7 protein-coding genes are annotated in these 13355 nt (G+C 49.6%); all 7 read left to right on the forward strand.

Going from position 1 to position 13355, the window contains the following annotated elements:
• Nucleotides 1–21: 21 nt before the first annotated feature.
• Nucleotides 22–1560: an extracellular solute-binding protein gene (locus MHB43_RS15275; protein WP_405132265.1), complete on the forward strand. Its 1539-nt coding sequence runs from the start codon at nucleotides 22–24 to the stop codon at nucleotides 1558–1560.
• A complete protein-coding gene (locus tag MHB43_RS15280; protein WP_405132266.1) occupies nucleotides 1557–2885 on the forward strand; it encodes a Gfo/Idh/MocA family protein in 1329 nt (442 codons plus the stop codon). Before MHB43_RS15275 ends, MHB43_RS15280 begins: the two co-directional genes overlap by 4 nt.
• 1 nt (nucleotide 2886) lies before the next feature.
• A complete protein-coding gene (locus MHB43_RS15285; protein ID WP_405132267.1) occupies nucleotides 2887–5118 on the forward strand; it encodes a glycoside hydrolase family 105 protein in 2232 nt (743 codons plus the stop codon).
• 87 nt (nucleotides 5119–5205) lie between these two features.
• The gene (locus MHB43_RS15290; RefSeq protein ID WP_405132268.1) at nucleotides 5206–7500 is read left to right on the forward strand and encodes an AraC family transcriptional regulator; all 2295 of its coding nucleotides are present in this window, start codon (nucleotides 5206–5208) and stop codon (nucleotides 7498–7500) included.
• Nucleotides 7501–7544: 44 nt separating this feature from the next.
• Nucleotides 7545–9602 carry a glycoside hydrolase family 65 gene (locus tag MHB43_RS15295; protein WP_405132269.1) on the forward strand — a complete coding sequence of 686 codons (2058 nt, stop codon included), beginning with the start codon at nucleotides 7545–7547 and terminating at the stop codon, nucleotides 9600–9602.
• 67 nt (nucleotides 9603–9669) lie between these two features.
• The gene (locus tag MHB43_RS15300) at nucleotides 9670–10815 is read left to right on the forward strand and encodes a glycoside hydrolase family 105 protein (RefSeq protein WP_405132270.1); all 1146 of its coding nucleotides are present in this window, start codon (nucleotides 9670–9672) and stop codon (nucleotides 10813–10815) included.
• Nucleotides 10812–13349, forward strand: coding sequence for a glycosyl hydrolase family 95 catalytic domain-containing protein (locus tag MHB43_RS15305; protein ID WP_405132271.1), 2538 nt, complete (start codon nucleotides 10812–10814; stop codon nucleotides 13347–13349). Before MHB43_RS15300 ends, MHB43_RS15305 begins: the two co-directional genes overlap by 4 nt.
• Nucleotides 13350–13355: the final 6 nt, after the last annotated feature.

Genomic DNA, 13355 nt, shown 5'->3' on the forward strand with positions numbered 1-13355 from the left:
CATGTTCAGGGGGATGATTTCATGAGAAAACAACTGACCCGCAAGATGATGCCGCTAATGCTCAGTATAGCCATGCTGTTGGTCGCTGGTTGTGGCTCAGCGACTACAAATTCCGGAAATGACGTTGGTAACGGCGAAGGCAGTGGTGGAGCTGCAAAAGTCAAAGTATTCAAAAGCCATATGGGCGTTGGCAGCTTGCCAACTGCGGATAATCCACATGTGAAATACATCGCTGAACAGACGGGGGTCCAGTATGAACTCATTACAACGCCACCCGGTTCGGAGCCATCCGAATACTTAAACCTGATGATTGCCTCGGATGAACTGCCAGATATCCTGCGTCCGATTGGAGGCATTGAGCAGACACTGATTCAGCAGGGAGGCGCGTTACCACTGGATGAACTGCTGCCTGAATATGCACCGCATGTGTGGGAGAGTATTCCTCAGGAAGCTTGGGATATCGTTCGCTCTGCTTCCCCTGATGGCAAAATCTATTATGTACCCAAGGTATTCCTTGTGCCTGAACGTGCACCGTTAATTCGTCAGGATTGGGTGGATAAGGTGGGCATGGAGATGCCAAAGACCACTGATGATTATGTCGAGCTGCTCACAGCTTTCCGTGACAAGGACCCGAATGGCAACGGCAAACCGGATGAACTGCCAACAAGCGGCAGGGAATTCGGCAGATGGATGGACCATTTGTTTGCGATGTACGGGGTAGCGATGTGGGAAGGTTATCCCGAATGGGATGAATACGATGGAAAGATCCAGTACGCAGGAACTACCGACAATATGCGGGAAGCAATCAAGTTCATTCGCATGTTATATGTAGAAAAATTGCTGGACAATGAAACCTTCCTGAACAAAGGGGAAGTGTGGCAGGCCAAAATCAATAATAACCTCGTAGGCAGCTGGTACCATTTGCCTGCAAATGTGCGAGATCGGTACAATGCGATGCTGACCCAGGCTCCAGATGCCTACATTGCAGCAATGCCGTTGCCCAAAGCCGAAGGGTTCGAAGCTTTTGTCACCCAGAAGAGCATGGGTGAACCGGAATGGATGATCCCAGCCACCAAACAGGATAATGCGCCAAATGCGCTGAAGCTGCTGGACTTCTTCTATAATCCTGAAAATGATGAGTTTGGTCGCTTTGGTCTTGAAGGTGAGCAGCATGAAGTCAAGGATGGACGCAAAGTCATTCTCCCACCTGCTGACAACAAACCGCTTGCCTTGGGTATGAAGAATCTCACTACAGCAGAAGACATGAATAAGCGAATTGAAGAGACATATCCGGAAGATCAGCAGCAAATGGTCAAAGACATGTTCGAAGTCAGTACTGCCGATGCACGGCAAATTGCAGGTGACGGTCTGCCAGCCTCTGTGTATGAAGGTTTTCCTGATATCCAGTCTCACAAGTTGTTTCAAGAGGTATTGACCAAGATTGTCATCGGCGAGCTGCCAATCGAGGCTTATGATGAATATGTGAAGAAATGGAATGCTTCCGGGGGCGAAGTGGTCACCCAGCGTGTACAGGAATGGTATGAGAAGGTGAGAAAATGAAAAAAAGATATGCCCTATGCGGGGTCAGCGGCAGAGCATTGGGACAATTTGCAAAACCAATTCATGAGCTGTTCTCTCATAATTCAGAGGTTGTCGCTCTGCTGGATACCGATCCTGCACGGTTTGAAGTCTATCGTACCCGTTTCCCTCAGCATACAGAAGTAGCGGTATATGGCGCTTCGGATTTCGGGGTCATGGTCGATGAGACTCGGCCTGACTGTATCATCGTGGCTGGCAGGGACGATACTCATGCCCACTATATTGTTGCCGCGTTGGAGCGGGATCTCGATGTTATCACCGAAAAGCCGATGACGACTACAGGCGCTGATGCCAGACGCATTCTTGAAGCAGAAGCAAGGAGTAAGGGCAGCGTCATCGTAACGTTCAATTATCGGTACATGCCGATCCACATGCGCATCAAGGAATTGATTCAGGAGGGGAAACTCGGTCGCGTCACTTCCATCGATCTTAACTGGTATATCGATACCCATCACGGCTCCAGTTATTTTAAACGGTGGAACCGTGAACGGGCATTCTCGGGCGGTCTGTCGGTCCATAAAAGTACTCACCATTTTGATCTGGTCCAGTGGTGGATCAATCAAAAGCCAGTTGAAGTTTTTGCCTATGGAGCACTGAACTATTACGGGGCTGAAGGCGAATGGAATCCGGCACAGGAGGACGGAAGACATTGCCGTACATGCCATGTCTCAGAAGATTGCGCCTATTATTCCCGCTGGACGTCTCGCAGTCGTCAGATCCGGGTACCGGATGACCATCTGAACCAACTCGGTACGGTAAGCCAGCAGGAGTTTCCGTACACTTCATACCGTCCCGACCAGTGTATCTTCGATTCCACCATTGAGATTGAAGACACGTATGCCGCAACCGTGAAATATAGCGGCGGCGCGCTGATGAGTTATTCAGTTAATTTCTCCCTTCCATACGAAGGGTACCGGTTGGCCGTGAATGGCACGAAGGGCAGGCTAGAAACATTGGAGTATCACATGCCGGCGCGGACGCCTTTTCCCACACCCGTCCAGACGATCGATTACTTTCCGCTCTTTGGTTCAAAAGAAACGATCCATGTTGTTCATCGTGAAGGCGGACATGGAGGAGGAGATCCACTGCTGCTGGAGGATATTTTCCTCGGCGAAGATAAGAGACGCCCTTACCGAATTCTGTCTGGCGCTGAAGACGGCGCTTATTCCGTTGCCGCTGGAGAAGCAGTGTGGCGATCTGTGGAAGAGCATCGGCCTATTTCCATAGACAAAGTGCTGGGTGGTTGGAACAGCAGAGTGCCCACGCCCAAAGGGAGGGAGAAGTGACATGAGTAGCCACGTTTATTTTGAACCGGAGGAGAGCATGGCTTATCACAGTGGTGAAGACGTTATGCACGCCCTGATGAGCATTGCGGGAAGATATATTGGAGCCAATCCTCCGCATCCCCCGGTCTACAGAGTGAGTAGGCCAGGACTTGTGCGCAAGTCCGATGATCACCGCTATGATTTTCCATTGGAGGATCTATTCCCCGACATGGAGAGAGGACAACAGGTCTATGCATGGGCCAAACTGTGGAGTGACAGTGATCAGGAATTTATTTTTCATATCACCTGCTTCGGACCTGTTAGGCTATATCATAATGGCGTGCTGATCTATGGTTCTGCACCTGAAGAGGAACATCCAGCTATACCTGTTCTGAAACTGAAATGTGGTCTGGTCAGAGGCTGGAATCATTTCGTTCTTGAATTCAAATCAGGCGAAAATGGGATAGGTGGGCAGTTCGGCACTGGCTCCCGGAAGAACAAACCACTTCACTTCATTGTGCCATCGCTCGAACGAGATGGGGAAGAAGGCTGGCTCTACAGTGAGCCGTTGGATTTTCCGTTGTCGGAAATTCCTTCTGGCCCCATGCGAGAGAAGGCCACTGGCGTTAACTGGTTGCCTCGGGAGGAAGACCCCGAGAAGGCATCGCCTTATGGACAGTTGGCACGGATGTATGGACTGACCAGCGGCATGTCTGCGTATGCATGGACGAAGATAGGTGGTACGAAATGTGGCAAGGAGACTGTACTAATCTCTGGTGAGGCCTACAGCCCGATTGAATTCTCGGTGGAGGGCAAGGTGGTATTCCATCAAGAGCAGGCCGGACTCTTTCGCTTCGAACTGCCATTGTCTGCTGCCGTGCAAGATCTGACAGCGAACTGTGTATGTGGAGACCGGGATTGGGGATTCCGTATGGATGCAACTACAGATGAGATGTTGACACCCGCACTGGATGTGAAAGGGCACAGAGGCAAGTGGCTGTACCTGGGTCCTTTTCAAGCGAAACAGGAGATTGATCTGGCTTCCTGCCAGAAGATGAAGCGGACTGCTCGTAGCAGAACAGGTGAAGACGTATACTGGCGAACAGAGCTGCCAGACGGAGAGGTACGTCCATTTCTGGAAAATGAATGGTTCGGCCGATGGAACTATCCCCTAGGCGTCACATTATACGGATTGCTTCAGCTCGGCAAAGCAGGTCAACGATCGGATATTCGAGATTACGTGCTGAATCACATTGAATTTGCCTCTTCACGTTTCAGCTACTCCTTATGGGACAGAGAACGTTATGGTGCAGCTGGGCTGAATAATCAGCTCTCCCATATCGACAGCCTGGATGACTGTGGATCTTTCGGCGCCACCATGCTGCTTGCCGATCGGGAACGCAAGTTGGACGGCGTTACAGAGACGGCAGCTCATATCGCTGACTATATTTTGCATCAACAGACCCGTCTGGAAGATGGCACTTTATACCGCAAGATTGGTGTCTCCAGATCAATGGATAACACGATGTGGTGTGATGATCTGTATATGAGCATCCCGTTCCTGTGTAGATACGCCGAATGGTCGGGTGACGATAAGCTGCTGGATGAAGCGGCAAGACAGGTTCTTTTGTATAAAAAGTATCTGTACATTCCAGAGCGTCAAATTATGTCTCATGTATTCGATGTGGAGCGAGGTGAGCCAACACGGACCCCGTGGGGCCGGGGCAACGGCTGGGTGCTGTTCTCCATATCGGAGCTGCTGTCGGCCCTTCCTCAAGAGCATCCATCCTATACAGTTCTCATTCAGTTCTACAGGGAATTGTGTGAAGGGTACTTGGCATTGCAGGGCAGAAACGGACTGTGGCATCAGGTATTAACGGACCCGGAGTCGTATGAGGAAACATCCTGTACCTCCATGTTCATCTATGCGTATGCCCGAGGGGTGCGAAAGGGCTGGCTTTTGGATCCGAAACCCTATGCACAAGCGGCGTATCAAGGGTGGAAGGGGCTTTCGGAGCGCACAATTGATAAAAGAGGCAATGTATACGGTGTATGTCGTGGCTCCAGCTACTCCTTCACGAATCACTATTACAAGCATGAACTGGGTTGGAATCTGAATGATACCCATGGGATCGGCATTGTACTTCTTGCGGGGCTTGAAACTATTGTCATGCAAGAATGGCAGACAAACACGCCGGTTTTCGCTACGGAAAGGGTCGGAACACCGGAGAAATTGGAGAAATCATCTTTTTAGAGGGAGAAAATAGGCTGTTGGACCGGGTCGTATTGGGCATATGGGAACGGTATAATATCGGTATATTGCATATGAGGTGGGATAATTGTGACCCTTTCCTTCTTGAAGTGGCTAAAATTCAATGTCACCAATACCCAGACCCGGCTGCTGCTGATTCTGACTGTTGTTGTCTTCATGATTATTATTGCGGTGGGGATGACGACGTATTATTCTTCCAAATCGGTGTTACAGCAGGAATTAAGTGAGCCGCAACACCAGATGCTGCGTATCAGCATGAATGATATTGATGAAGTGATCCGGGAAAGTGATCAGATTGCGGTGAAAATTGCACTGAACAGTAATGTATACCGATTTCTTACCAATGAAGTACAGGGATCATACCGCAATATTACGGAACTGGTACAATTTCTGGAAACCTTAATCAGTAGTACGTCCTTTATTAAGAGCGCTTACATTTTTGATATGAATCGGGAGAGCATTGTTGCCTTCCCACAAGGCTACAGCTCCAGCAAGGTTAATTTCCCGGATTCGGATTGGGTTAGCGTTGCCGATGAACTTGAAGAGCGTCCCATGCTGGTCAAGCAACGTGAGATTTCCACATCTTCTGGTGCGTCCATGCCGCAAATTACACTTTACCGAAAAATAATGATCACTGGCGAGTTGAAAGGGATTATCGCAGTTAATTTCAAGACAGAGGAGATGTTCGAGCACATGCTGCTCTCATCCGTCTCCGACCTTGACAGCCATCGGTTCATCCTCGACACCAACAACCAGCCTTTATATGATCTCGGCAATTATGCCGTCGGAGAGGAAGCGGTCAGTCATGTACTCACCCAATTGGATGGTGAAAAGCTTGGTGAGTTTAAACATGAAGGTAAGCTTTTACTGGCTTCACAGACCATTTCACCGTATACGGGATGGCGTTATCTGTCCGTGATATCACAAGACAGTCTCCTGGCTAATGCACAGAAGATCCGCAATATTGTTTTTATCGTATCTTTGTTGGCTCTTGTAGCAGGAGCGGTTACGATCACAGTTTACAATGCAGCTGCTTTTAGACCGGTAAGACGCATGAGACAACTGCTCAGCGGGTACGACCAGGAGAGAATCCATCCGGAGCAGATTGATCTGGAGAAAATAACGGGGCAACTGCTAACGGATCATGCTCAGCAGGCCATCAATCTCAGGCAGACCCTTCCGGAAGCTTCATCCAAATTTCTGACGGATATCTATAACGGACATATGACAGGAAGTCGGGAAATTAGCGAGAAATGGTGCCGTTATTTCAAGGATTGGAGCGATGAGCCACTCTCTATTGCCATGTTGTCGATTGACAATTATAAGGCCTGGTGTGAGCGCTTTACGAAGTCAGATCACTCCCTGCTGAAATTTGCCATTGGTAATATCATAGCTGAACTGTTGTCTGGACAATGGCGGGTGTTATCAGCCGATCTGGGCAGAGACCGGATGCTCGTGATGCTGCAACCGCTTCATTCTGGCGGTAGCAAGAGCATAACGACAGCAATACGAGAGACGATTGGCATGATTCCTCGCTTGCTCAAGTTTCAGGTGTCGAGCGGCGTAAGCGGGGGGCACGACGGATTCATGCGACTTCAGCGAGCCATGCATGAGGCGGAGAGTGCGCTGGATTACAGATTCTATCGGGGGTATGAACGAGTTATTTCGTTTGAAGAGATCTCGGGTCTGCAACCGACCGAGAACACATTGGAAGAACATGAATTCATGACACAACTGAGGGAGACCGTCGAAGCAGGCAGGGGTGAAGAAGCCCTGAGGACTTTTGACAAGATAGTCGGTCGAATGACGCACGAGCAATGGCATCCTTCATCAGCGCTGGCCTTTCTTGAAGCTGTTGCAGCTACACTTGAACATATTCGCCAGAAGCGTGAGACAGAAGGTTGCGGACTTGAAATGGTGGATATGCGGACCATGCATCTGGAGGCTGTCTGTGAAGTGCTGCGAAGCCAGATCGAAGGTTTGGCTGATTGGTTCGGTAGCCTTATGCTTAGCAAGGATTTTATACTGTGCCAACAGATGATTACGTTTATGAACAAGCACCTGGAAGACCCGGTAAGCATTCAGGAGATTGCCGAGCATGCCGGGATCGGAAGCAGTTTGGCAAGCCAGTTGTTCAAGCAGGAAATAGGTGATACCATCCACGGATATTTCACTAAGCTTCGGATGGAACGTGCCTGTGAACTGTTGCTGGATACGGATTATAGAATTTCCGAGATCGCGACGATGGTGGGTTATCAGCATGAGAACAGCTTTATTCGTGTGTATCGAAAATACAAAGACATTACACCGGGAAAGTACAGAGAAATAATGCGAAGCCGCAGGGGTGTAGTACGGGAATCTTGATCCATAGTTGAAACCCATAGAATGATAAGGAGGCAGAGCCATTGATGGATCGACAATCAGTCGTCACCAGGAATCATCCGGTATTAACGGAGCTTGAACCCAGATCACCTTTATCAGTAGGTAATGGAGAGTTTGCATTCAGTGCTGATTTTACGGGACTTCAGACGTATCCAGATCTGTATGAAATACCTCTTGGTACACAATCTAACTGGGGTTGGCATTATACGGGCGGTCATCATGTATTCGGAGATGAGGATATTGTCTATCAGGCATTTGAGACATATGGCCGCAAAGTGCCATACCCCATGAAGCCGGAAGACAAGGAAGAAGCCTATCACTGGCTTAGGCAGAACCCGCATCGACTTCAGCTTGGACGCATTTCATTTCGTTTGCTAGGAGAAGATGGTCAGGAGACGGACGTCACCCATGTCGTCCCGGTACGTCAGGAATTGAATCTATGGACCGGAATTCTGCACAGTGAATTTACCGTGCAGGGGGAAGAAGTGCGTGTAGAGACAGCCTGTGACCCACGGCTCGATTGTATCGCTATTCGTGTACAATCCGAATTAATCCGTAAGCAGCGTCTGCAACTGTTTGTTGTATTTCCATCGCCCGATATGACACACCGGAGCTGGTCAAAATCAGTATTCCCCGACTGGAAGCAACATGACAGACATTCTACTGTGCTGACATCGGTCACTTCAACTTCCGCATCATTGAAACGTGTGCTGGATGAAGATGAGTATGCATTGGAATGGATCTGGGACGCAGGCCAACTGGAACAGACGGGAACTCACGAATTCACACTTTCTCCCAAGGCCGTACCAGACTCGGACATCTGGTCGTGCAGTGTATCTTTTGCTGCACATAAGCCGGAAACCTTGCCAGCAGATACAGTGTTGCGATCAAGCTCGGTCCACTGGAATCAGTTCTGGAACGATGGCGGAGTGATTGATTTTGAAGGCAGTTCGGATCCGCGTGCCGCCGAACTGGAGCGCAGAGTGGTCCTATCCCAGTTCCTGAGCGCGGTGCACAGCGGTGGCTCCCTGCCGCCGCAGGAGACCGGATATATGTACAACAGCTGGTTCGGCAAAATGCATCTGGAGATGCATTGGTGGCATGCAGCGCATTTTCCGCTCTGGAATCGGACCGATCTGTTGTGCAAGAGTATGGACTGGTACCTGACCATCCTGCCAGAAGCCCGAGAACTGGCACGTTCTCAAGGTTATGTCGGCGCGCGATGGCCCAAAATGGTGGGTTATAACGGGCATCAGACTCCGTCTCCGGTAGCTCCGGGATTGATCTGGCAGCAACCACATCCCATGGCATTAGCTGAGATGTGTTATCTGTCCCAGCCTGATCCTGCTATGTTAACAAGGTATAAGGATATCGTATTTGAAGCGGCTGACTTTATGGTGTCCTATGCCCATTGGGATGGGAAAAGGCAAGCGTATGTGTTAGGTCCGCCGCTTATCCCTGCGCAGGAGAATCACGCCATGAACGATAGTTTGAATCCGCCCTATGAACTGGAGTACTGGAAATTCGGTTTGGAGATAGCCATCCTGTGGGCAGAGCGTTTGAATCATCCAGCCAATCCAGACTGGCGAAGAGTGGCTTCGCACATGGCTAAACCTCGACATGAGAACGGAGTTTATCTCGCGCACGAGAATTGTCCGGATACTTACACCGTTAAAAACCATGATCATCCCTCGATGGTTGGAGCACTTGGACTATTGCCAGGTTCATTAATCGATCCGGAGATCATGAGAAATACGTTGCTCAAGGTCAAGGAATGCTGGGACTGGGAATCCGCATGGGGTTGGGATTTTCCGATGTGCGCGATGACAGCAGCCAGATTGAATGAACCAGAGCTTGCAGTGGATTTCCTGATGATGGATGCCACGAAGAACACGTATTTGCCTAATGGACACAACTATCAAAGAGCAGGGTTGTGGGCATATCTTCCCGGGAACGGTGGTCTCCTAACCGCTGTAGCCATGATGGCCGCCGGCTGGACAGGGGCAAGAGAACAAGCGAATCCGGGATTTCCACGGGATGGAAGCTGGACTGTGAAGTGGGAAGGTCTTCATCCTTTGATGTAATCATCAGAACGTTAAACCCCGAATGAACGGTACAGATGGCATAATCCATCAGAAGGAGGATTTCGATATGGTTGGAACTTCGACAAAGTCAGTGACACAGGAACGCAGAATGTCTGTCAAAATAGCAGATACCTTGCTTTCCGAATGCCAGAATGGCAATCATCCCAAGATTGCAGGCAAATGGGGCTACGTTGGCGGGATGACGCTGATGGCACTGGAACGCGCCGCCGAATGGAATCAAGAATCCCGCTATGCGGAACTTGTCCAGCGTCACATGGATGACCTCATCGAGAATGACGGTACCATTCGGACCTACCGGTTGAATGATTACAACCTGGACATGATCAATGAAGGCAAAAATCTGTTCAGCCAGTGGAAGAATTCCGGCAATGACAAATATGCTAAGGCAATTCAGCACCTGGTTGACCAGCTTAAAGGACAGCCACGGACAAGTGAAGGTGGATTCTGGCATAAGAAAATATATCCGTTTCAGATGTGGCTGGATGGCATTTATATGTCTTCACCCTTTCTGGCGGAATATGCGAGCACCTTCGATCATCCCGAGAGCTTCGATGAAGTGGCACGACAGATTTTGTTGATCGAGCGAAAGACCCGTAATCCGCGTAATGGCCTACTCCACCATGCCTGGGATGAGAGCAGGGAACAACGCTGGTGCGCTCAAGATACTGGTCGATCCGTTCATGTTTGGGGCCGGGCCATGGGATGGTATGCAATGGCGGTTGTGGATGCACTGGAGCACTTTCCCGTGGATCACCCACAGCGCGGACAGATTATGGGCATATTTGAACGAATGGCATACGCGATTGCTCATGTTCAGGATCATGATAGTGGACTCTGGTACCAAGTGATGGATCAGAACGGAAGAGCGGGCAATTATCTGGAAGCCTCTGCTTCCTGTATGCTGACCTATGCACTCGCAAAAGGCCTCCGGTTACATTATCTGGCTGAACTGGACCGTGAAGTCGTTGATCATGCTTATGCAGGAATATTGAAGCGGTTAGTCACTGAAGATGAAAAAGGGGTGCACTTGCACCACATCTGTCACGGTGCCGGACTCGGTGGGAAGAAGTATCGGGACGGTTCTTATGAATATTACATCAGTGAACAGGTCGTTAGCGATGTGCAGATGGGCGTAGCCCCGTTCTTGCTAGCCAGTATTGAGATGGAGAGACTTGGGGCGGAAGAAGCGTGAACCAACACAAGGACCAGACAGACACTACAAGCATACGGCCGGACAGGAACAAGTTGTTGATGAAATATCCCTCTTCTTGGTGGCAAGGGATGTGGCGAGAAGCGCTACCTTCCGGAAATGGTAAACTTGGTGCTTCAGTGCAAGGCGGAATTCAGGCGGAAACTGTGCTCTTGCAGCACAGTGAATTATGGCATTGGGGGCGCAAAGATGAACTGCCCGATGTCAGTCATACCTTATCAGAAACCCGTAAGTTAATGGATGAGGAACGATATTTGGAGGCAAGCTGGCATCTGACCCGTACACTGCAAGCAGAAGGTTACGCGTCCAGGCTGTCCTCCCGATATCCACTGGCTACAATGACGGTGGGCATGACGTGTAATAACGCTTTTCGCAAATATCGGCGGGAACTGGATATGGACACAGGGGAAGTTCAGGTGTGCTGGCAGGACGGAAGTCACAACTATACAAGAAGTCTGTTCGTCTCGCGTGCAGACGATTGTATTGTCTATGAGATCCAGACTCATAGAGTGAAAGATGGAGCAAGTGCGCAGGGAACAGATTCGGCTGAGCATTCATTGTTGTCGGGGACGATAGGCCTGCAATTCCCGCAGGGCGACCGGGTGAGAGAAGACGATGAGTTCAACGTACTAAAGTCGTCTATAACGATAAGAATTGATAGGGATCATAGTGGAGACTACCTGTGCTATGGCGGGCAAAATGACGATGGACAGGACTACGGAGCGGTGCTGCGACTGATCCAATTGAACGAAATCCCTGGTGCGAGTCATGATCAACAAAAGGAAAGCGAAACTAACGAAGATACGCTTAGCAGGCAACTTCATTTCCATACCTCTGGAAAAGTGCTTGTGCTTGTTAAAATGTTTGCTACGGGCAGACGAGCGCAGGAATGGACACGGTTGAAGCAGGAACTCGCATCGCTTGAGAGCGATTACAAAACGTTGTTGGATCGGCATATCTCACTGCATCAACCGTTGTTTCGGTCCGCTGAGCTAGATCTGGATGATGAAACGGATGACGGGCGCTGTAATGAAGACTTGCTTCTGGAAGCTTATGAAGGTGAAGCACCTACAGGGTTCGTGCGCAAAATGTGGGCCTATGGTCGATATCTGTTTATCAGCGGAACCTCTGAACATAGCGGATTGCCATTTGGATTATACGGCTTGTGGGGTGGAGATTATCGCTTGATCTGGGGCCACAATATGGCGAATGAGAATGTGCAAATGATGTATTGGCACACTGACGTAGGTGGTTTATCCATTCTGAATCGTTCGTTGTTCCGCTATTACAACGGATTAATGGATGACTTTCGGGACAATGCTCGTAAGTTATATGGCTGCCGAGGAATTTACATTCCCGCTGGAACCACACCGGGTATCGGGGTGCCTAACCAGATTGTTCCGGTAATTATGAATTGGACGGGAGCAGTAGGATGGATTGCCAGACATTATTATGCACATTATCAGTTCACTGGAGATAAGCAGTTTCTGCTCGAGGAAGCCCTGCCCTTCATGAAGGAGGCTCTTCAGTTCTATGAAGATTTTCTGGTGCTGGGTGAAGACGGCAAATATAAGATATACCCGTCTGTTTCGCCAGAGAATACACCTGAGAATTTTATGCCTAAGCATGGACAGCCACTGGCCCACCCTATGCCTACAGCCATTAACGCCACCATGGACATTGCCATTATTAAAGAACTGCTACAGCATGTCATTGCAGCCAGTCGACTAACTGGAGTGCATACGACTAAGATTCCGTGCTGGGAAGACATGCTGGAGCATATGCCAGATTATCTACTTGAAGCGGAGGGAGCTGTGAAAGAATGGCTACATCCTGCGTTTGAAGATCGACGTGATCATCGTCATCTTTCACACCTGTATCCTGTTTTTCCAGGACAGGAGGTCACCCGTGAAGAACAGGAAGAACTGTTCCAAGCGTTCGAGACAGCAGTTGATCAGCGAAGGCTTGGTGCTCAGAGTGGCTGGTCTCTTGCACATATGTCGTCCATATATGCTCGACTTGGCAATGGTGAGCGGGCGCTGGAAAGTCTCGATATTCTTGCGCGCTCCTGTGTACTGAGTAATGGGTATACCTTGCATAACGACTGGCGCAATATGGGAATATGTATGTCCATGCCCGCAGCTCCGATTCAGCTGGATGCCAATATGGGCTGGGTTAATGCAGTACAGGAAATGCTGCTCTATGTGTCAGAACATCGCATCAAGCTGCTGCCGGCATTGCCAGAACGGTGGGTACGAGGTTCCATTCATGACTGGTGCATACCAGGAGGTAGAATGTCCTGTACATGGAATCGGAGCACGGGCTTCTTCCGGGCAGAACTTGTCGCGGACCGGCGGATCCATACGAAGCTTCATATTCCTGATTGGGTGAAAGGAAGCGAGATGCTCAGCAGAAGTGCCTGTCTATGTGAACTGGATGAGAATGGCATCTATGAGCTTGAAATTGAAGCTGGAGGGAAACTGGTGCTGAAGCAGACAACAGTATTTGATACTTAAGACGTA

Origin of the sequence: Paenibacillus sp. FSL H8-0317 (assembly GCF_045040685.1) — a bacterium.
In the GTDB taxonomy this organism is placed as follows: domain Bacteria; phylum Bacillota; class Bacilli; order Paenibacillales; family Paenibacillaceae; genus Paenibacillus.

Coding starts and splice junctions, on each gene's coding strand:
- MHB43_RS15285 (WP_405132267.1), top strand. CDS start 2,887: ATGAGTAGCCACGTTTATTTTGAACCGGAGGAGAGCATGGCTTATCAC.
- MHB43_RS15295 (WP_405132269.1), top strand. CDS start 7,545: ATGGATCGACAATCAGTCGTCACCAGGAATCATCCGGTATTAACGGAG.
- MHB43_RS15275 (WP_405132265.1), top strand. CDS start 22: ATGAGAAAACAACTGACCCGCAAGATGATGCCGCTAATGCTCAGTATA.
- MHB43_RS15280 (WP_405132266.1), top strand. CDS start 1,557: ATGAAAAAAAGATATGCCCTATGCGGGGTCAGCGGCAGAGCATTGGGA.
- MHB43_RS15300 (WP_405132270.1), top strand. CDS start 9,670: ATGGTTGGAACTTCGACAAAGTCAGTGACACAGGAACGCAGAATGTCT.